The following is a 19,364-nucleotide window of genomic DNA, read 5'->3' as shown; positions in this document are numbered from 1 at the left end:
ACCTATCATTGCTCTTTCAAGGGACACATTTACTACACACAGGGGTAGGTATAAAATGGAAACAAAACTTGCTAGAATAACAGAAGTAGCTAAGATGAGACCTGACGAGAAATTTACCTCGCTCTACCACCATATCAACGAGGAGATGCTTCTGCTCTGCCATTCTGAATTGAGTGGTGACAGAGCATCTGGTGTAGACCAGGTAACTAAGGATGAATACGAATCAAATCTTTACGCAAATATTAAAGACCTAGTCAACCGGCTTAAAACCCACAGCTATCGCCCGTTACCCGTCAAGAGGGTATACATTGATAAGGCAGAGACCAACAAGAAACGTCCACTGGGCTTACCTGCCTATGAAGACAAGCTTGTTCAGAAGGCCCTTGCCAAGATACTAAATGCCATATACGAAGCAGACTTCCTGGACGGCTCCTTTGGATTTAGGCCCAACCGTGGTTGTCACGATGCACTAAAGATACTTAATCACTACATCGAAAGGAAACAAATCAATTATATAGTAGATGCAGACATAAAAGAATATTTTGACCGTGTTGACCACCAATGGCTGATGGAATTCTTACAGCACCGTATCACTGACCCTAATATACTCAGGCTCATAAGCCGTATGCTAAAATCCGGGGTAATAGAAGCCGGTATAAAATATGATACGCCAGCTGGAGCACCTCAGGGCGGAGTAGCTTCTCCAGTACTCTGTAATATTTATCTACACTACGTTCTAGATATATGGTTTGAAAAGGTTATACGGAAGAAATGCCGTGGACAAGTATACATGGTGCGATATGCTGATGATTTTGTCTGCTGCTTCCAACACGAGCATGAAGCCAAAATGTTTTATCAGGCACTCATAGTAAGACTTGCCAAGTTTAAACTGGAAATTGCCGAAGATAAAACTAAAATTATTAACTTTGGTAGATACGCTGCACAGTTCTGCCAGGCAAGAGGCAGGAATAAACCTGATACCTTTGATTTTCTGGGTTTCACGCATTATTGCGGCAAGAGCCAAAAGGGTAAGTTTCGGGTTAAACGTAGAACTAGTCGAAAGAAATACAAAGCAAGCCTCCTCAGAGTCAACGACTGGCTAAAGGCAAACCGGCACCTACCGGCTGAGGAGCTAATTGGAAAATTGGGGCGCAAACTAAAAGGATATTACAACTACTATGCAATTACTGACAATGGCACTATGGTTGATAGGTTCTATGACAAAGTAAAGAAGCTCGTATTCAAATGGTTGAACAGGCGCAGTCACCGCAAGAGTTTTAACTGGGATAAGTTTCAACTGTTCTGTAACCTCTATCCACTACCAAGAGCGAAAATTGGGGTGGACATTTACAACCTGGGGTGTCACATTAGCTATATTCTATAAAGGTGATAGGAAGAGCCGTGTGCGTTAGTAGCGCAAGCACGGTTCTGTGAGGGGTGCGTGGCCAATTGAATCATAGGGCACTCCTAAGGCTCGAGAGGCCCGCATCTACTCGACCCCACAACTTCAAAACGCTAAAGTGTTTTAGCAAAAAAGCAGTCCTCTTGTTATGTTCTCAAGAGGACTGCTTTTCAATAAGTCTGACAAATTGTCCTAGTATAGCAAATTAGGACACAGGGTCTCGCCCCACAACTTAATCTTAATTACTGTGTAGAAGCGGTTGATAGAAGGTGAGAAGGAGTGGTATATGAATGAAGATGTAGTGGCTTAACAAGGAAGGGGGTTAATATGGGGTTATTTGATAAGTTGGATAAACCGGTATTTCTTAAAGAGGAAAGTGATACAGTAGAATATATTGCTAAACTAAAAGCTCTACAGACAAAGACATCGGGAACTGTGAAAGAACGAATAGATAGGGAAATAAAATTTGCGTCAATTGGAGAATTCGGTGAAAATAATATTGCCTTTGAGTTGAAAAATAGTTTTAGATTACAGTTAGGTGGTATTGCTGTCAAGTCTAAAAATTTATGGCATCCATATCCAGTCCTGGAACATCTGCATAGGTCATAATGACTGCACTCTCGATCCCTGCTTCATCCATCAGCTCTATTAATTGTTCTGGTGGATCCATCCAACCATAAATATTGGACTCATCAACATGGGTATGTGAATCAATAATTGGCATAAGATCTCCCCTTTTTAAAGAAATTGTTTACAATGAAAGAACAAACCGTAACTTCTCTAATCTCAGAAGCTTTGATGAAATACAACATCATAGTTGGAGTGATAAGTCTGAGAAAGAAAAATCCTTGTTGATAGTCTAGAGTATAGAAACACAGTACATCTCTTACAGGCGAACTAGAAGAACATGGAGAAGATCGTACATCATTAAATAGATGGTAGTATCCAGCTATCGTTTCTGACTCTATACTCTGTATCTAGCCTAATTCAAAGGTAGTGATGCCATAAATACTATCTTGATTGATGGGTGCTGAATTTCCCCGATACATACGGGCTGTTTCAAAGACAAACTTCATATCATAGCTAGCTGTTAATTCTTGAGCTTTTACATTATCTGCAGGAATATCCAGATAAAGGATTTTTCCATCAGCAAAGCAGGCCAGCTTTGACAGAAGTATGTGAGCAATTTCAGGTTCAGAAGCAAAGAGAGGTCCTACTTTGTATCCTTCATAACATTCTCTGATAGTTGCCAAACCCTGGATTTGACCATTATCAACATAGGCTAAAGAACGGGCTGAAGGCATATTTAGCCAGGCGTATAAAAAATCTGTACGATCTTCTGGAAAATGAAGTCTATCATAGGCTACTAGAGAAGAAAACTCCACATCATTGATGGAAATCACACCGGGATTTTCTTTTGGTACGGGAAATACTGTGGCAGGAGCAGCAAAACGCATATTCCGGTGCGCTAAGACAAACCCCCACTTCTTATAGTCATCCTGCCTATCAACAACACCGTCCAATCCAATTTTACAGCCCTTTAAGTACTCCATTGCATGTCTCCAGAGTAAGATACCATATCCCTTTCCCCTGTACTCCTCCTTTACAATATAGAGGCCGATAAAACCAAAATCACCATAACGAACAGCAGAGATACAAGCAATAGCTTTTCCAGATAGTTCACCAATAAAGAAGCCCCCAGGGTCTGCTCTGTAAAAGGCTTCACCATCAGACAATCCTGGGTTCCAACCCTCATTGTGAGCTTGTCTGATGAGAAAGTCCATATGACTTAACTGTGCAGTTCGAATTCGATAGTTATCCATATGTAATGTTCCTCTCTCAACTATAGTTTAATTATTTATCATACTTTATGAAAATAGCTTTTTTATTCCCTTGTATGCTATACCTAAGGCGGCAGCTCCTGCTACAAATTGGGGTGTGACATATACAATATCTAGGCAAATCTTGTTTTCGACAATTATCGGAACAATACTTTTTTCCTTTTTCACTTTCTATACCAACTATCTATAGGTTTACCACAATTACACTTAGGCCATGTATCCTTAAAAACTCTTCTGAGCAAAATTTAGAACCATCACTTGACTCCAGCCATCTATTAACCTCTTTATTGCATATACAGCACCTTTCCACCATATGCTTGTCCATCCCCTTTGTTAAATAATTATTATCTTAATCTTTTCTACAAAAAAACACAATATTCCTTGAAATTCCAAGAAAATAGATGTGGATTATGATAGAAAAAATTAAATAAAAAAAACCCGCAAAGCCAGCATCAAGCCAACCTTGCGGATATCAAACTGACTCTTCTATACCTTCCATGCTGCCCGGAAACTTTAGGCTCTTGCAAAAGGTAAACTGCAATGCCCAAATGAGTCCTTCTATTGATAAAAGAATACTGTAGAATGGCTCAACTAGGAGTAATACTAGAGAGTTGTAACGGATCCAATGTTATGAATTGTGCTTTTTGCATGATTATGTTATTATTAATGAATTAAAAGTGATGTAAGTGTACAAGCTGGCACACCGTTACAGCTGCTATGCCAGATACATTTAACAATAGAAGATATTTTTTAACCATTAACAAAAAAAGTAATGGTTCAATCATGATGGGGAGCCGACATTAAATGAAAACCAAACTGAATATCATTGTTGTGCATGGGGGCGCTTCCAGTGAAAAAGCTATTTCCACAATCAACGCCGGTTATATTGCCCGATCCCTTGAAGAAACCGGGCACGAGGTATGCATGTTGGAATTTGACGAAAACACAGAGAGAGTTTTAGCAGCGCAAAAACCGAAGCTGGTGTTTATTGCCGTCCAGGGCAAACATCATGGGGATGGAAAATTACAATCCATTTGTGAACATCTAAAGCTGCCTTACACTGGTTCCAAAGCTGCTGCAGCTGCTATTATCAATGACAAATTTATGTGTAAAGAAGTCTGTGCTAAGCATGGTATCCGAACACCGGAATTTATTTGCATACATAAGGAACAGTATTTTGAAGTGCCCAAGGAAGAGATTCTAAAAAAAATAAAAAAGGTTATGCCCTTTCCCGTTGTGGCAAAAGCAGTGGGCCAAGGGGGAAGTTTTGGCATTGAATATATCGAGTCAGAAAAGGATTATGAGAAAATAGCAGCTACTTTTGCCTTTGATGACAAAATTATTATCGAACGCTTTATAAAGGGTAAATTTATCACTATTTCCATCTTGGAAATTCAAAAAAAGCCTACTGCTCTGCCTGCATTATCAGCGGAAATTCTGCCCGGAGAGCAAAATGATATTCTTTTGTTTAATCAAAGTTTTGTTATGAAGGATGCGAACCTATCTGCCAGGCTGCAGGAAGAAACAGATGAAACTTCGCTGAAAGTTTTCAATATTATAAATGCGAAAAATTATGCTCGGGTTGACTATATAATTGAGGAACAAACCGGGCTGCTGTATTTTTTAGAAATTAACGCAGTACCGGGACTAAAGCCAAGCAGTTTTTATCCTCTTTCGGCCGAAAAGTATGGAATATCCTTTAATGATTTGATCGAAACAATTGTTAGCAACGAGTTATAGGAGGTAATGGAGTCATGCGGAACCTTAAAATCGGGACGAAAATACTGGCTATTATTTTACTGGTATCGCTATTTTCTTTATTTTTCATCTCCGTCGTATCCTACACGGAAATGCTGAATTTAACCAGGTACTCAATCGATGCCAATACCCAGCTCAGTATTAATTCTTCCGAAAGGTCTAAGGATGCTCTAAAAACACAGGCTGAGGAGTATATTGTAAAAATTGCCCGGGAGCAAGCCTTAAAATCAGATGCAGTGCTTTTCAATGTACAAAAAGAGGTTACTGCCATGGCCGAGTATTTAACCGCTCTTTATGATAATAAAGACAACTTCATAGGGAAACAGCTTCCTAAGGTTCAGGATACAGTAATGGGCGTAGCCAGTTCAAAATACATGCTGCCCCCGGGTGTGACCCATACCCCCAATATTGAACAGGAACTATCCCTACTTAGTAATGCAGAGTATATGTTCGCCCCCGTATTTAAGAATAATAACATTTTAAATAATATTTATCTGGGTACTAACACCGGCATTTCCTACCGTTATTCAAAATCCAACGCCTTCAATCCCGATTATGACCCAAGAGATCGGGACTGGTACAAGGAGGCAATAAAAAGCAGCGGTAAACCGATTTGGGTGGATACCTATGTGGATGCATTTGGTTCGATTTGTGTGACCAATGCTATCACTTTTAACAATGAAAAAAACAAACCACAGGGAGTTTTGGCCACGGATATCACCCTTAAAAGCATGCAGGAGGATATTATTTCGATGAAAATCGGCAAAACAGGCTATGCCTTTTTGCTTGATAATAAGGGTAATATTATTGCCCATCCCCAATATGAAAATAACCTTGACAAAACACCGCTTGAAACTGCCCAGGGAGACTACCTGACAGCGCTTGAAACGATTTTAGGCAATCAAGAGGGACTAACCACCGCCCATATCGACGACAAGCTTAGTTACATTGCCTATTCGAAGCTTCCGACAACAGCTTGGTCTCTTGCTATTGTTGTGGATGTTGACGAAATCATTAGTCCAGCAGTGGAAACTAAAAATTACATTGATGCTTATACGGCCGAGGCCCAGTCTTATATAAACAGTACCCTGGAAACTGTATTGATCCGTCTGGTTATCATCCTGGCCATTTCAGCAATGCTTATCCTGGTATTTTCCTACCTTGTATCAAAAACGATTACCAAACCGATTAAATTATTACTGGACAAGGTAACACAAATCGGTGAGGGTGATCTGGACACCCAGATTGATGATGGAGGCAAAGATGAAATAGCGGATCTAGCTAAGGCATTTAACAATATGACCATAGATTTAAAAACGTATATAGCCAATATTTCCCGGATAACAGCCGAAAAGGAGCGAATTGGTGCCGAACTTGATGTGGCTACGAAGATTCAAGCGAGCATGTTGCCTTGCATCTTTCCTGCCTTTCCTGATAGAGAGGAGTTCGAAATCTATGCAACCATGCTTCCGGCCAAAGAGGTGGGGGGCGACTTCTATGATTTCTTTCTTGTGGATGATGACCATCTGGCGGTAGTGATTGCCGATGTTTCTGGAAAAGGAGTTCCGGCTGCCTTATTCATGGTTATTACCAAAACCTTGATTAAGAACAATGCCCTGTACGGAAAAAACCCCCAGGATGTTTTTGCTGCGGTAAATAATTTGCTTTGCGAAAATAACGACGCTGCCATGTTTGTTACCGCATTTATGGGTATTCTCCAAATCAGTTCAGGCCAATTTACCTATGTTAATGCCGGACATAATCCTCCCCTGCTTAAAAAAGCCGGCGGCGACTTCCATTGGTTGTCAACCAAACCTGGTTTCGTGCTGGCAGGATTAGAGGATATTGATTACCAGCAGCAGACGATTATCTTGGAGCCGGATGATGTGTTGTACATGTATACAGATGGTGTAACCGAAGCGGCTAATTGTGCCAATGAGCTTTTTTCCAACCAAAAACTGCTTAAGGATATCAATCGATACAAGGATTGCGATTTGAACGACCTATTAATAAATATTAAGCAGGAAATTGATCAATTTGCCCATGGGGCAGAGCAAGCAGACGACATCACCATGTTGGCCCTAAAAATCACCAAAGGCAGGGAATATCATGGAAGCTAAGAAAAGAAAGTGGCTGGCCCTGCTAACATCAGGGATTATCTTAATAATCATGTTGTTTTTGTGGATCACCAATAAAGGCCAACCCCAGCATATGCAGGGGTCACTTACGGATGTCCTGCTAATTCTAGGCGTTTTTGCAGTTGCGGTGCTGCTGTTATTCATTTTTTTTGGTGAAATCTTTAACAAAGATGGGAGTCTGCAAAAAAGCCAGATTTTGCTGATGGTTACAGCGGTTATTTTCATTATGCAGGTAACTCTTGCTTTTGCCACCTATTCATTTAAGCAGCTTGAATTTGAGAATAATTCCTTACATATGTCCAAAGAAATCTATGCAGCCATGAAATCAGACATATTGTCGGATGGCCTTCAAATGGCTGAGGCAGACGTTTACGATGAAATAAGCGCCATTCATATTATCAATCGCACGAATATAATCTTAAATTCCACTATAAAAGAACAAATTGGGCAAAAGATAACTGTTGACCCATTGAAATCTTACCGCTTTCCCGATGGTGAGTTTACCGTAGTTATGGATATTTCTATGGAGCATCAAAATAGTATTATCTTGAAAATTCTTCTGGATTTGCTGACTGTCCTGGTGGCTTCCATTATCCTGTCCATTGAACTGGTTATTTTTATGATTAATTTCACGGAAGACAAATTTTCCCAGCAAGGGCAGGTAATGGTTGAAAAAAGTCCTAAAATGGTCGGGTACGTAAGGCAGCTAGCCTTTTTATTTTTTTTCGCTTCTAGCCTGGCAGTAACTTTCATTGCTATCATTGCCCGCGACCTGGGGGGGGAATTTTTCGGTATTTCCGGGAACATGCTGGCAGGCATCCCACAATCTGCGGAGTTTTTACTAACCTGCGTGGCAATCTTCGGCACGTCGATGGTGATTGAAAAAAAAGGCTGGAAGATTTCCTATGTCGGGGGATTATGCATCGTGGCGTTGGGCACGCTGCTCAGCGCGTTTGCTGCCAATATCGCCCTTTTCATTCTCTCCCGGGCAGTAGTGGGGCTGGGCTATGGTTTTTGCTGGATGACCCTGCGTAACTTTGCCCTCTTTACAGCTGCCGACAATGAAAAAAACAACTGCTTTGCCTTGTTGAATTCTGGGATTTATGCGGGGATTATCTGTGGAGCAGCACTCGGCTCTGTTTTAGCGGACATCATCGGGTATGGGCCCGTACTACTAACTGCCTCAGCGCTTACACTGGTTAGCGCCGCGGCCGTCTTGAGACTTGAAAATGCCACTTATCAAAGGCCGGTGGTGAATAAGCCCCTTTCCCAGGAGATAAGCAAGCAAAAGGATACTTCTCGCCAGGTACTTCAAGCGGTATTATTTGTCTTGCTATTGATTGTGCCTTCATGTATCATTGGCTCGTTTCTGAACTATTATCTGCCCATCTATTTCACAGATATTGGCAAAACCACCTCGGATATTGGGCGCGCACGACTAATATATGGGTTGATTATGGTTTACGTTGGACCTTTTATTGTCAGGCTGCTAAACTTATACCCCAACCTATTCATATGGAATATTGTTTATAATATAACTTTTTCTTTAGCGTTGATCTATTTTGGTTTGACGGGCGGCTTTGTTTCTGCAATGCTGGTGGTGTTGTTCTTTGGTTTGGCGGACAGCTTTGGGTTTGTAGCCCAGAATAATTATTTTTTAAATCTTGAACACGTTAAAAAAATGGGGGAAAGTAAGGCACTTTCTTTAGTTAGTTTTATTAAGAAGCAGGCTGAAATGCTGGGACCTATAGCTTTTGGCTTAACTTTCATGGTTGGGAGCTTCCATGGTGTACTGATCATGGGAATTATCTTTTTAATCTTGGCTTTATTCTATGCCGCAATACAACGAAACGATAGCCAAAATAATAGCCTAGGGCATACTGACATTAGTTGTTCTTGAGAAAAGACTAAAACCCCTCCCGTGGAAAGTCCCCCACAACTTTAAAGCGCTAAAGTGTTTTCTGTTAAATTAATCCTCTTGAAGAATTTTTCAAGAGGATTAATTTAACAGAATTCAGTTCAGTAAATTTGTCTTTTGTAGATGTGGGGATGCCAGAAGCCAGTAGAATTATCCCTGAAAAACGCAAATACCGGTTTGAGACATCTAGCTAGTAATGGCCTTAATCCAGTAAGCATTATAACCCTGGACCAAATCTGAAGGTTCAGGGGCAGAAAAGTGATGATATATGTAGGATAAGGATATGGATAAGTGAAATATCAAACTAAAAAGATAAAAGGAATCGAGGAATCAAAATGAATGAAAAAATACTCCTCACCGGTGCTGCCGGTTTTATAGGATTTCACCTGTCTATCTTGTTATTAGATGAGGGTTATCAGGTAACAGGTGTGGATAATTTAAATACATATTATTCCCCGCAGCTTAAAGAAGATCGCCTTACTTTACTGCAAAAATACAATAACTTCATATTCCATAAAACCGACCTAAAGGACAAGCCATCTCTAGATAGTATTTTCTCTAATCACAAACCAGACTATGTTATTAACTTAGCAGCCCAGGCAGGGGTGCGATATTCAATCGAAAATCCTTATGCTTATGTGGATTCAAACCTCATTGGCTTTATGAATATCCTTGAAGCTTGCCGTCATTATCCGGTGAAACATTTACTTTATGCATCTTCCAGTTCTGTCTACGGTAGGAATAAAGTAGCACCATTTTCCACAAACCATAACGTGGATCATCCGGTGAGCCTTTATGCTGCCACCAAGAAGTCCAGTGAACTGATGGCCCATACCTATAGTCATCTGTATAACATTCCCACAACAGGGCTTAGGTTTTTTACGGTTTATGGACCATGGGGAAGACCTGACATGGCTTACTTTTCATTTACTAAAGATATCATTGAAGGTAATCCCATCAAGGTCTTTAATTATGGTAAAATGGAAAGGGATTTTACATATATAGATGATGTTACTCACGGGGTTTATAAGTTGATACCATTAGCCCCTAGGGCAAACAAAGAGTGGGATGAAACTAAAGATGATATAAGCTGCAGTTTTGCACCCTATAAGATTTATAATATTGGGAATAACCAACCGGTTCAATTAATGAAGTTTATTTCTGTACTGGAAGAAAAAATCGGTAAAGAAGCTGATAAGAATTATATGGATATGCAGCCGGGGGATGTTTTAAGAACCTGTGCTGATGTATCTGACTTAGAAAAAGATATTGATTTTAAGCCTGATACCGGTATCGAAGAAGGACTTGGGAAGTTCGTGGACTGGTATAGGGAATATTATAAAGATAAGTAGTCAGGGAATTACAGAATTTATAATACGTTTCTAATTTATGTTTATCATTTAAGCGACAAGACCCCTTCCTCTAAGCAAAGCGAATTACAAATACGCCGAATTTTGTATGGTAAAATGCAGTATGAGTGGTTACTGTAGGCCCCATAACTTTAAAGCGCTAGAGTAAAAAGTGTCATGTCTGCGGCACAGTAAGGTTACGGATAATCTTTGCAACAGTAAAGCGGAGACCATGGCACTTTTAAATGGCATTAATTTTCTACCTATCACACCAGCCAGCCACAGAGTCCAGCCAGAAGAAGCGGGGAGGTGTATAGTGTAAATTAGCAAATTAATCTATCCAAAACCGGTGGCTGAAGGCAGCTGAGAGATGGAACTTATGCCCGGGAGATTCCGGCCTTTGCCTTCGGCAATTTCCAGAATCTCCCTCCCGGGGTCAGTCCCCCACCCCTTTAAAGCGCTAAAGTGTTTTGTGTTTCCATAAGGCAGTCTGATACAAATAATAATAATTGGAGCAAATTGATAGATGAAAGGTTGTCACTAAATGTCATTGAATGTCACTATGGAAGTAGTATATTATGTAAGGTGTCAAGGTATAGAAAAATATCAGGAGCACCAGATGCTGTAGCATATGCCTAAGCTAAATCGCTTCGACTCTTAGGAAACGCAGCATACTTGATAGGCAAGCCTTGGGGATATAGTCTCCGGGGCTTTTTCTATGCCTGATAGATAGATGCACACGAATAAAATTTGAGTTGAAATACCCTATTCAATAGGGTATAATTTCTCGTCTTTGACAGTTGTTACAAGCAAAAAGCTTGATGATCCCTGATTTACAAGGATTATCAAGCTTTTTTTGTATTCAAAAAAGTGAGTAATGTTTTTATTTTTTTGTCGCTTTAAAAATTTTTTTCATTTGTTTTGTTTTTATAATCTGGTAGTCTGTACGGAAATCAAATGCCTCATGTAAATCATCAGTAAAGTCAGTTCTCGTATATGTTGGAGTGTAACCCTCCCCCTTTATTTCATGAAAGTTCATATCCTTTAATCCTCTAATTATTTCACTGCAGGTATATTTCTCACCAAGCTTTTTTTCCAATAATCTGTAAATAATTAAGGATATAAAGCAAGTTGTAAAATGTGCTTCTATTCTGTCATCACGGCTTAAATAAACAGGTCTGGCTTTAAATTCACTTTTCATAATTCTAAAACATTCTTCAATCTCCCATCGTCTATTGTTTACTTTAATTATTTCAGAAGCATCATCCTCAAGGTTTGTACATACAGCATAAAACCCATCAAAGGCTTCTTCTTTAGCGATAACCTCTGTATCAATACTGTATATTTCTTTTTCAGCAATTTCTCCATCAGGAGTAAAATTAGTTTTTTTAATAAATCTTCTGCAATCATTCTGATTACATTTTTTTATTTTTGTAGGATTTGAATCTATTGTTTTTTGTGCACGTTCTATCTGTGAATTACGGATTTTTCTTTGATAATCTCTATACTTGATAGAGTACGTCACAATGATTTTTTGTTCAAGGTCATTTTCTTTAATCCAACGTTCTTTGTAAAACATTTTATTTTTAGCTTTCTCATCATCTAGTTTAGAGATGTCATAGGTTTTTACATCGTTAGAGAGGTGCCATTCGTTTGGATCAAGTGCCCATTTTTTTAGATGTGCTTTTAATTTCTTAATTGATTGAGTTGTAATAAATGCTCGTTCTTCCCTGTCGTTAAATTTTCTGTTATTTTTGGACGCTAGACCGGCATCGGTACATACGATAAATTTAGAAAGATTAAAATCAGATAGAATTTTCTTTTCTAAGGGTTTTAGTGTTAATTGTTCATTTGTATTTCCTTTGTTGATGCTAAATGCAAGAGGGATACCGTCTCCATCCATAAATAGGCCCATTTGAATGATTGGGTTTGGTCTATGCTCTTTTGATGGACCGTATTGCTTATCGCCATCTGCCTGTTCAATTTCAAAAAAATAATTGGTGCAATCATAATAAAGTACACCAGTATTTCTCTTAGAAACTTTTAAACTGTTGTTGTACAAGGATGATTGTAAAAAATCCGTTTCCTTAGCAATAACTTCAAGAGCTCTGTATATATGTTGAAGTTCAAAGTTAGGTTGTTCTATAAATCTTGAGGAAAGTTGGTAAGTGGCGAGCTTAGATGAAGGGAAGATTATTCTTCCGTAAATCAATCTGGAGAGTATGGAGTTTAGGTCATATGTAACCTTGTATTTTCCTAACATTTCTTTACATATTTTGTGAAGGCCAAGTTGATAGTATATTTGTTGAAGAAAAAGATAACCACCGTTAAAAGAGCGCTGTTCATCTTTCGTAATGACCTTGGAAGGTGAGTACTTTACCAACACATCAAGCTTTTCTTCCTTCTCTTTTTGATTCAGCTCTGCTATGTATTTCTTTGCCCATTCAATGGGATCCTGGCCGTTTAACTTTTTACTCAAATCATTAACTGTTCCAAGTTTTTCAACAATCTTTGATGAATGTACACCATTCTCATAAGTTGATTTAATTACGTAAAGAGATGTGGAATTTTTTGATTTCGAAATAGACAATCTCATATTAACCCCCCAATCCCTTATATTATAACATAATACTCAATAATACTCAATAGAAATAGGTGAAAAATTGACAAATTTGCAATAAAAAAAGCCCTATTTTCAAGGCTTTTAAGACATGTGTTCATTATTCAACTGTCAAAGACCCGTCACTATGGAAGTAGTATATTATGTAAGGTGTCAAGGTATAGAAAAATATCAGGAGCACCAGATGCTGTAGCATATGCCTAAGCTAAATCGCTTCGACTCTTAGGAAACGCAGCATACTTGATAGGCAAGCCTTGGGGATATAGTCTCCGGGGCTTTTTCTATGCCTGATAGATAGATGCACACGAATAAAATTTGAGTTGAAATACCCTATTCAATAGGGTATAATTTAGATAACAAGTAGATATGATAATTGAGGAAGATGATAAATTGATTCGAGAATTTATTATGATGCCAGAGTTTGACAAGATGTGGGCAAAGATGGGCTTAAATGATGAGGAGTTAAAAAGTCTTCAGCTTGAGATATTGTCAAACCCTAAATCGGGTGAAGTTATTAGAGGGACTGGTCGACTTCGAAAAATGAGGTTTGCCTTAGAAGGCAAAGGTAAAAGTAGCAGTATAAGAGTACTATATGTTGATTTTGTTATTTTTGAGAAAGTATACTTAATTACTGCATATCCTAAAAGTCAAAAGGATAATTTATCCGAGGCCGAACGTAACGACATCAAAAAATTAATAGCCCTACTTGAAAAAACCTTGAAGCAAGGGAGGTTGAACCGATGAGTGTTTATAAAAGTATAACTAAAGGTTTAAAAGAGGCAATTGATTATGAAAAAGGTGCGGTTAGCGCTAGAACTGCAAAAGTAAGAGTAGAGCCTTTATTAAAGTTTGACAAGGCAGAAATTAAAACTATTCGAAATAGTACTCAAATGACCCAAGTTGTTTTTGCCAGGTTTCTTGGAGTATCTCCTAAAACAGTTGAGGCATGGGAAGCTGGAAGAAATATGCCTGATGGTCCAGCAAGGCGGATGCTAAGTATGCTAAAGCAAGACCCTAATATACCAGTGAAATATAAAATTATTGAAAGAAGTGGAACCCGTACCCCACACAGCAGAAAGTCTTCCAGGAGCCCTCTGTAGAAATCCCAAAGGGTCAGTCCCCCACAACTTTAAAGCACTAAAGTATTTCGCAAAAAAAAACCTCTTGAGAACTTTTTCAAGAGGTTTTTTCCATAAATCCGGTAAAAGAAATTATGTAAATATAACTACAAAAAAAACAGTAATTAAACATGTACTACAGAAATACAGGTTAAAATATCATAACTGCTTCTGGCGAGGGTGCCGAATCAAAAAAATTTGGACATCTCCATTAGTAACTCTAAAAAACACCTTATATGGCTCAGACTTACTGACAGATATTAACACCATTCGAAGGTCTACAGGTATTTTTTTAATAACAACTGTTCTTCCGGGGAGATAGACTGAGAAATTTTGCTTGACAAAATATTCATTAATTCTCTCTTTGAGATACCTTGCTATCGGCAACAAATCAATGGTTTTTCTCCATTCATCCAACTGTATTAAGGACTTAATTGCAGATTTTCTCCATTTAACAATCATTATTACTTTCCTAACATAGAGTCTATTTCTTTATCAGATAGGATAGGGTTGTTTTTGTTTAAAGCTTGCAATAATTGTTTCTCTTCTTCTAGATCTGTTACTTCGTATATGCTAGCATCATCTATTTTCTCGACTTCTAATAGTAAAAACTCACGTCCGTCTACTTGAATGTAGCCGTTCCCTGAATTTATAGCCTCTAATATTTCTTGACTATTAATTTTTACAGGCTTCATTGTAAATCACCTCAGTGTATTAAAGTCTTATTTTTATTATACACATTATTTATATTAAAATATAGTGTTTAGGTGCTCAGAGATTCCAGCCCGGGTCTTAGTTAAATTAGTTACAACATTTTTGATAGACAAGTTCTTGAGGATAAACTACGGGGCTTTTTAGCTTAGCAGAATCAGTTTGCTGTAAATCTAAGTAGTATGGTTGTAGTATTGAAAACTTTCTTGAAAAAAAATCCATTCTCGTATACGATTAAATTAAACTATTTTTTTTGCAAAAATATTGAGCAATATTGAAAAAAATTAACCTATTGGGTTATTAAAAATTGACACATGGGGAATGGTAATATATAATGGAAGTGAGATTTAAAAATAACAAAATCAAAAAACAATGTGAAGACCCCAGAAGAGCACAAAAAGATTATGGGCTGAGAATGGGGGTTTTATTGACTCAAAGAGTTGGAGAACTTATTGCGGCAACCAGTTTGCTTGATATTAAGTATATTCTATCAGCAAGGTTGCACGAATTAGAAGGTACTAGAGCTAATGAATATTCTGTAGATTTAGTTCACCCGTATAGATTAGTATTTACTCCTATAACCGAGGGTGATGTAAAAGTAAATGAACTACAAAGCATTCACATTGTTAGGATTGAGGAGGTGACAGATTACCATGGTAAACAAAAAAGAAGGTAATCAATTTCTTCCTACGGTTGCGATTCCTCCTGGGGAAACTATTAAAGAGAACATGAAATACTTGGGGATGAATCAGAAAGAACTCGCAATGAGGCTTGAAATAACACCAAAACATTTAAGCAACATAGTTAATGGTCATGATCCTATTACCTATGATACAGCTTTAAAGCTGGAAACAGTATAATGGACCCAGGAAATGAGACACGATTTGGCAGAGGAAAAGCGACACCGATGTTGAAGTATTACGACAAACCGGAAAGGAGCATATCCCAATGCCAAAGAACCAATATTCACCAGAAGAAAAATTAAAAATAGTCCTTGAGGCCCTTAAAGAAGAACGCCTTGTTACTGATATTGCTTCAGATTATGATATCCATCCCAGCGTGATCCACCGCTGGAAGAAGGAATTGCTGGAAAATCCGGATAGAGTTTTTGCCGCCTCTAAGAACGCTAAAGCTGCTGCTAAAGAGAAACAACAGCAGGAAGAAGAAATTGAAAACCTATACTCTCAAGTTGGCCGTCTAACTACGCAGTTGGAATGGCTGAAAAAAAAATCTAAAGGAATTATACCCCGTCAGGGACCGGGCAGCAATGGTAGACTGGGATAATTCAGACCCTAACATTAAGGAACAAGCTGAGCTTCTCAGCTTAAACCGCACAGGGCTGTATCGTAAAGTGAAAGAACCGTCGGAACTGGAAGTTAAGATTAAGCACCTGATCGACAGAATTCACACAAAACATCCATTTAAAGGAACCAGGCGCATCAGGGATGACATCAATGACATGAAACTGGGCTTTAAGGTAAACCGCAAACGCATCCAACGCTATATGAGGGATATGGGCATAAAAGTCATTTGCCCCGGCCCCAATCTGAGCAAACGCAACAGGGCACAATATGTTTACCCTTACCTGCTGCGGAGCGTTACGCCGGCTCACCCCAATCATGTTTGGGGAATAGACATTACATACTGTGCTATGCAGGGCCGATGGATGTATCTTGTCATAATCATTGACTGGTATTCACGGAAAATTGTGGGACATGAATTATCTCAAACCATGAATAAAGAATTTGTAATCAAAGCTGTCAATAAAGCAGTTAACAACCACGGAGCGCCGATCATTCTTAATTCAGATCAGGGCAGTCAATTCACCAGCTCCACCTATGTCGATACATTAAAACAACACGGCATCAAGATAAGTATGGACGGTAAAGGCAGGGCTCTCGATAACGCGATTACAGAAAGGTTTTTTAGAACTATTAAATGGGAAGATATCTACATTAAGCAATATGAAACACCAAAAGCTCTCCGCCAGGGAATCGATGATTTTATCCGCTACTACAATTATGAGCGAGGGCATCAATCTCTGAATAAGTGCAAACCCGCAGATATCTACTATGCCCATTCTTATTGGCAGCAGAAACAGATTGCGTAACCTGGGCCGTGGATATGCCGCAGGCGTGGATTTATGGATAACCCAAAAAGCAGGGGTTATCCACAAGCTCCACACCTGCTTGGACAACACTGCGTGTTGCCCACATATCCACAGCCTCTGCTACTTACAAAAAGACTTTTATATTTTAAAAGATTTAAAGACCTAAAGACTAAACAAGAAAGGAGGTCCCCGTGTCGCTTAAAAAGTTAAAAATCGTGTCTTGACATTGGGGTCCATCATACAGTGTTGGGGCCCAAAGCTCATTTTTGGATGAATTTAGAAACAAATTATCAACTGCATAAAGCAAGATTGAAAAAAGATGAAGAGTTTAAGGCTGACCTGGAAATACTTAAGAAAATACCCTACAAACAGATGAGTGATTTTAGATGGGTAGAAAGTACTCAAAACCGTAATTTTCGGGTAAAAAACTCAAGAGAGTTTTTTGGTGTGGCCAGCTTAAAAGCAGTTGATAAATCAGTTAATGCTATGTTCCGAAAACAAAAGCCTATTAAAGATATCTCGGATATAGCTGTAGCAGCTTGGCTTAGAAAAGCTGTATTGGAGGGAACATTAGTAGAGGTAGAAAAATTTGATCAAAAAAAGCTTAAAAGCTTTATTCCTAGGTTTAGAGAGTTAACAATGAAAGAACCGGAAGATTTCTATCCAGAAATGCAAAAGCTTTGTGCTGATTGTGGTGTCGCACTAGTCCTTGTCAAGTCTCTTCCAAAGTCGTATGTGTGTGGGGCTACAGTTTGGAGAAGGAATAAGGTTATTTTAGCATTAAGCGTTAGGGGAAAACGAGCAGATATTTTTTGGTTTACTTTTTTCCATGAACTGGCCCATTTAATTAATCATTCTAAAAAAGAGTCACGTGTTAGTTATGAAAACCATTGGAAGGAAGATGAAGCTGATAAGAAGGCTAGCGATTACTTGATTTCCAATGAACAATATGAAAGGTTTAAAAAAGAATACGATTACACTAATAAAGAGCAAATAATAGATTACGCTCATGAAATAGGAATAGCTCCTTGTATACTTGTTGGGAGATTACTTCATGAGGGGCTGCTTAAATATGAATTTTATAGTGACTTAAGACCATCTTTTGAAATAATAAACTAGTGTCCGGAAGATTCCGGCTCTTGCCTCCGGCAATTCCCAGAATCTCCCTCCCGGGGACAGTCCCCCACAACTTTAAAGCGCTAAAGTATTTTTACAGAAATCAGTCTGGTAAAATAGGTTTAGGTAAATTAGAAAAGCCAATGTTTTGTAGAATTCTTCAGGGGATATTTGATATGTAGGAGGGCAAATCCCAGTAATATATAATAACTATGGGGACAAGTGAATGTTATATTCTATATGCAGTAAAAAAAGAAAAGGAAAATAAAATAATAATGCAAGGCTAGAGAAATATGATATAATTATATAAATTAATTAGGTGGTGATTGTTTTATGCTCAAAGATGAAATTAAACAAATTATTGATAATTTGCCTGACGATTGTTCAATAGAAGACATACAGTATACCTTATATGTTAAATCAAAAATTCTGAAAGGTCTTGAAGATATAAAAAATGGAAACAGTATTACAAATGAAGAAATGGAGAAAAAATTTGATAAATGGCTCAAACAGTAATATGGTCAAATAATGCGATTAAGGATTTAGAATATATTATTGATTATATTCATCAAGATTCCCCTAATTATGCTTTAGCTTTTTACAACGAAGTAAAAAATAAAGCTAAGACTCTGATCGATTTCCCACGAAGGGGGAGAGTTGTTCCTGAATTACAGGATCCATCTATTCGAGAGATTTTTATACATCGATATCGTCTTATTTATAAAATTGATGAAAACTATATCAATATTGTAACAATTGTTCATGGGGCTCGCGAATATAAAGGGTCTCTTGGAGTCAGTTCCCCAGAAATTTAAAGCACTAAAGTATTTTTGCAAAAAGCAGCCCTCTTGAGAACTTTTCAAGAGGGCTTTTCAATAGGTCCGGTAATTTATCTTATGTAATTACGATAACTTAAAAGAAATAAGACAAATAAGGCAGTAGTTTTTTTTGAGTGCCTGCTGTGGTAAAATAAGTATATAAACTTTTTAAATAAATTATCAAGCAGGTGAGGTGAAAAAGTGAAAACAACTGAGTTATTTTCGATTATTGAATCTTTACCGATTGATTTAAAAATATCGTTAGTTGAAAAAATTCTTGATAGTATACACCCATCACAACAAAAAGATATAGATGTATTATGGATTAAGGAAGCTGAAAAAAGAGTTAATGAAATCAAATCTGGAAAAGTCAATATCATACCAGGTGATGAGGTTTTTAAAGAAATACAGGAAACGTTCAACAAATGAAGTATTTTTTCCATCCCAAAGCGAAGGAAGAATTTC

19 protein-coding genes are annotated in these 19,364 nt (G+C 38.1%); 14 read left to right on the top strand and 5 right to left on the bottom strand.

The features are described from left to right. Positions 1 to 55: 55 nt before the first annotated feature. Entirely contained in the window at positions 56 to 1,384 is a 1,329-nt protein-coding gene (gene ltrA, locus HUE98_RS16330; protein ID WP_318036507.1) for a group II intron reverse transcriptase/maturase, read from the top strand. 574 nt (positions 1,385 to 1,958) lie between these two features. Here the strand turns inward: ltrA and HUE98_RS16325 are convergent. Both HUE98_RS16325 and HUE98_RS16320 read right to left on the bottom strand, forming a co-directional pair. After that, entirely contained in the window at positions 1,959 to 2,126 is a 168-nt protein-coding gene (locus HUE98_RS16325) for a hypothetical protein (RefSeq protein WP_241421652.1), read from the bottom strand. 253 nt (positions 2,127 to 2,379) lie between these two features. Next, on the bottom strand, positions 2,380 to 3,225 hold the full coding sequence (locus tag HUE98_RS16320) for a GNAT family N-acetyltransferase (protein ID WP_241421651.1): 846 nt from the start codon (positions 3,223 to 3,225) through the stop codon (positions 2,380 to 2,382). A gap of 822 nt (positions 3,226 to 4,047) precedes the next feature. On the opposite strand from HUE98_RS16320, the gene HUE98_RS16315 reads away from it, so the two are divergent. From HUE98_RS16315 to HUE98_RS16300, 4 genes are all read left to right on the top strand, one after another. After that, the gene (locus HUE98_RS16315; protein WP_241421650.1) at positions 4,048 to 4,983 is read left to right on the top strand and encodes a D-alanine--D-alanine ligase family protein; all 936 of its coding nucleotides are present in this window, start codon (positions 4,048 to 4,050) and stop codon (positions 4,981 to 4,983) included. 14 nt (positions 4,984 to 4,997) lie between these two features. Beyond that, positions 4,998 to 7,121, top strand: coding sequence for a SpoIIE family protein phosphatase (locus HUE98_RS16310; RefSeq protein ID WP_241421649.1), 2,124 nt, complete (start codon positions 4,998 to 5,000; stop codon positions 7,119 to 7,121). Then, a complete protein-coding gene (locus tag HUE98_RS16305) occupies positions 7,111 to 9,039 on the top strand; it encodes an MFS transporter (RefSeq protein ID WP_241421648.1) in 1,929 nt (642 codons plus the stop codon). The genes HUE98_RS16310 and HUE98_RS16305 overlap by 11 nt, the downstream gene beginning before the upstream one ends. 353 nt (positions 9,040 to 9,392) lie before the next feature. After that, positions 9,393 to 10,409: an NAD-dependent epimerase gene (locus tag HUE98_RS16300; protein WP_241421647.1), complete on the top strand. Its 1,017-nt coding sequence runs from the start codon at positions 9,393 to 9,395 to the stop codon at positions 10,407 to 10,409. A gap of 880 nt (positions 10,410 to 11,289) precedes the next feature. On the opposite strand, the gene HUE98_RS16295 is transcribed toward HUE98_RS16300, so the two are convergent. After that, positions 11,290 to 13,002, bottom strand: a complete 1,713-nt coding sequence (locus HUE98_RS16295; RefSeq protein WP_241420966.1) for an IS1634 family transposase — start codon at positions 13,000 to 13,002, stop codon at positions 11,290 to 11,292. A gap of 414 nt (positions 13,003 to 13,416) precedes the next feature. On the opposite strand from HUE98_RS16295, the gene HUE98_RS16290 reads away from it, so the two are divergent. Together HUE98_RS16290 and HUE98_RS16285 are read left to right on the top strand one after the other, a co-directional pair. Further along, positions 13,417 to 13,770 carry a type II toxin-antitoxin system RelE/ParE family toxin gene (locus HUE98_RS16290; RefSeq protein WP_241421646.1) on the top strand — a complete coding sequence of 118 codons (354 nt, stop codon included), beginning with the start codon at positions 13,417 to 13,419 and terminating at the stop codon, positions 13,768 to 13,770. Further along, a complete protein-coding gene (locus HUE98_RS16285) occupies positions 13,767 to 14,126 on the top strand; it encodes a helix-turn-helix domain-containing protein (RefSeq protein ID WP_241421645.1) in 360 nt (119 codons plus the stop codon). Before HUE98_RS16290 ends, HUE98_RS16285 begins: the two co-directional genes overlap by 4 nt. 177 nt (positions 14,127 to 14,303) lie before the next feature. Here the strand turns inward: HUE98_RS16285 and HUE98_RS16280 are convergent, their stop codons facing one another. Together HUE98_RS16280 and HUE98_RS16275 are read right to left on the bottom strand one after the other, a co-directional pair. Beyond that, positions 14,304 to 14,606, bottom strand: a complete 303-nt coding sequence (locus HUE98_RS16280; RefSeq protein WP_241421644.1) for a hypothetical protein — start codon at positions 14,604 to 14,606, stop codon at positions 14,304 to 14,306. 2 nt (positions 14,607 to 14,608) lie between these two features. Further along, entirely contained in the window at positions 14,609 to 14,839 is a 231-nt protein-coding gene (locus tag HUE98_RS16275; protein WP_241421643.1) for a hypothetical protein, read from the bottom strand. 350 nt (positions 14,840 to 15,189) lie between these two features. On the opposite strand from HUE98_RS16275, the gene HUE98_RS16270 reads away from it, so the two are divergent. The 7 genes from HUE98_RS16270 (at position 15,190) to HUE98_RS16240 (ending at position 19,328) form a co-directional block, all read left to right on the top strand. Then, positions 15,190 to 15,531, top strand: a complete 342-nt coding sequence (locus tag HUE98_RS16270; protein ID WP_241421642.1) for a hypothetical protein — start codon at positions 15,190 to 15,192, stop codon at positions 15,529 to 15,531. Then, positions 15,509 to 15,715, top strand: a complete 207-nt coding sequence (locus HUE98_RS16265; RefSeq protein WP_241421641.1) for a HigA family addiction module antitoxin — start codon at positions 15,509 to 15,511, stop codon at positions 15,713 to 15,715. Before HUE98_RS16270 ends, HUE98_RS16265 begins: the two co-directional genes overlap by 23 nt. An 88-nt stretch (positions 15,716 to 15,803) precedes the next feature. Then, positions 15,804 to 16,965 (top strand): IS3 family transposase gene (locus HUE98_RS16260; protein WP_407080262.1). Its coding sequence is split into 2 segments (ribosomal slippage): positions 15,804 to 16,078 and positions 16,077 to 16,965, totalling 1,164 coding nucleotides; the frame shifts between segments, so codons are not numbered across the junction. A 243-nt stretch (positions 16,966 to 17,208) separates the two neighbouring features. Next, positions 17,209 to 18,084 carry an ImmA/IrrE family metallo-endopeptidase gene (locus HUE98_RS16255; protein ID WP_241421640.1) on the top strand — a complete coding sequence of 292 codons (876 nt, stop codon included), beginning with the start codon at positions 17,209 to 17,211 and terminating at the stop codon, positions 18,082 to 18,084. 330 nt (positions 18,085 to 18,414) lie between these two features. After that, positions 18,415 to 18,597, top strand: coding sequence for a hypothetical protein (locus HUE98_RS16250; protein ID WP_241421639.1), 183 nt, complete (start codon positions 18,415 to 18,417; stop codon positions 18,595 to 18,597). Beyond that, entirely contained in the window at positions 18,582 to 18,896 is a 315-nt protein-coding gene (locus HUE98_RS16245) for a type II toxin-antitoxin system RelE/ParE family toxin (RefSeq protein WP_241421638.1), read from the top strand. The genes HUE98_RS16250 and HUE98_RS16245 overlap by 16 nt, the downstream gene beginning before the upstream one ends. 204 nt (positions 18,897 to 19,100) lie before the next feature. Continuing rightward, positions 19,101 to 19,328, top strand: coding sequence for an addiction module protein (locus HUE98_RS16240; RefSeq protein WP_241421637.1), 228 nt, complete (start codon positions 19,101 to 19,103; stop codon positions 19,326 to 19,328). Positions 19,329 to 19,364: the final 36 nt, after the last annotated feature.

The organism is Candidatus Contubernalis alkalaceticus (assembly GCF_022558445.1).
Lineage (GTDB): Bacteria > Bacillota > Dethiobacteria > SKNC01 > SKNC01 > Contubernalis > Contubernalis alkaliaceticus.
Note: the sequence above shows the minus strand (reverse complement) of the source record. Positions and strands in the feature narration are given on the sequence as shown.

Bases quoted from the DNA above. Each gene is read 5' to 3' on its own strand.
- HUE98_RS16270 (WP_241421642.1), top strand. From the start codon at position 15,190: ATGGAAGTGAGATTTAAAAATAACAAAATCAAAAAACAATGTGAAGAC.
- HUE98_RS16310 (WP_241421649.1), top strand. From the start codon at position 4,998: ATGCGGAACCTTAAAATCGGGACGAAAATACTGGCTATTATTTTACTG.
- HUE98_RS16300 (WP_241421647.1), top strand. From the start codon at position 9,393: ATGAATGAAAAAATACTCCTCACCGGTGCTGCCGGTTTTATAGGATTT.
- ltrA (WP_318036507.1), top strand. From the start codon at position 56: ATGGAAACAAAACTTGCTAGAATAACAGAAGTAGCTAAGATGAGACCT.
- HUE98_RS16320 (WP_241421651.1), bottom strand. From the start codon at position 3,225: ATGGATAACTATCGAATTCGAACTGCACAGTTAAGTCATATGGACTTT.
- HUE98_RS16250 (WP_241421639.1), top strand. From the start codon at position 18,415: ATGCTCAAAGATGAAATTAAACAAATTATTGATAATTTGCCTGACGAT.
- HUE98_RS16305 (WP_241421648.1), top strand. From the start codon at position 7,111: ATGGAAGCTAAGAAAAGAAAGTGGCTGGCCCTGCTAACATCAGGGATT.
- HUE98_RS16265 (WP_241421641.1), top strand. From the start codon at position 15,509: ATGGTAAACAAAAAAGAAGGTAATCAATTTCTTCCTACGGTTGCGATT.
- HUE98_RS16280 (WP_241421644.1), bottom strand. From the start codon at position 14,606: ATGATTGTTAAATGGAGAAAATCTGCAATTAAGTCCTTAATACAGTTG.
- HUE98_RS16245 (WP_241421638.1), top strand. From the start codon at position 18,582: ATGGCTCAAACAGTAATATGGTCAAATAATGCGATTAAGGATTTAGAA.
- HUE98_RS16315 (WP_241421650.1), top strand. From the start codon at position 4,048: ATGAAAACCAAACTGAATATCATTGTTGTGCATGGGGGCGCTTCCAGT.
- HUE98_RS16285 (WP_241421645.1), top strand. From the start codon at position 13,767: ATGAGTGTTTATAAAAGTATAACTAAAGGTTTAAAAGAGGCAATTGAT.
- HUE98_RS16275 (WP_241421643.1), bottom strand. From the start codon at position 14,839: ATGAAGCCTGTAAAAATTAATAGTCAAGAAATATTAGAGGCTATAAAT.
- HUE98_RS16325 (WP_241421652.1), bottom strand. From the start codon at position 2,126: ATGCCAATTATTGATTCACATACCCATGTTGATGAGTCCAATATTTAT.
- HUE98_RS16295 (WP_241420966.1), bottom strand. From the start codon at position 13,002: ATGAGATTGTCTATTTCGAAATCAAAAAATTCCACATCTCTTTACGTA.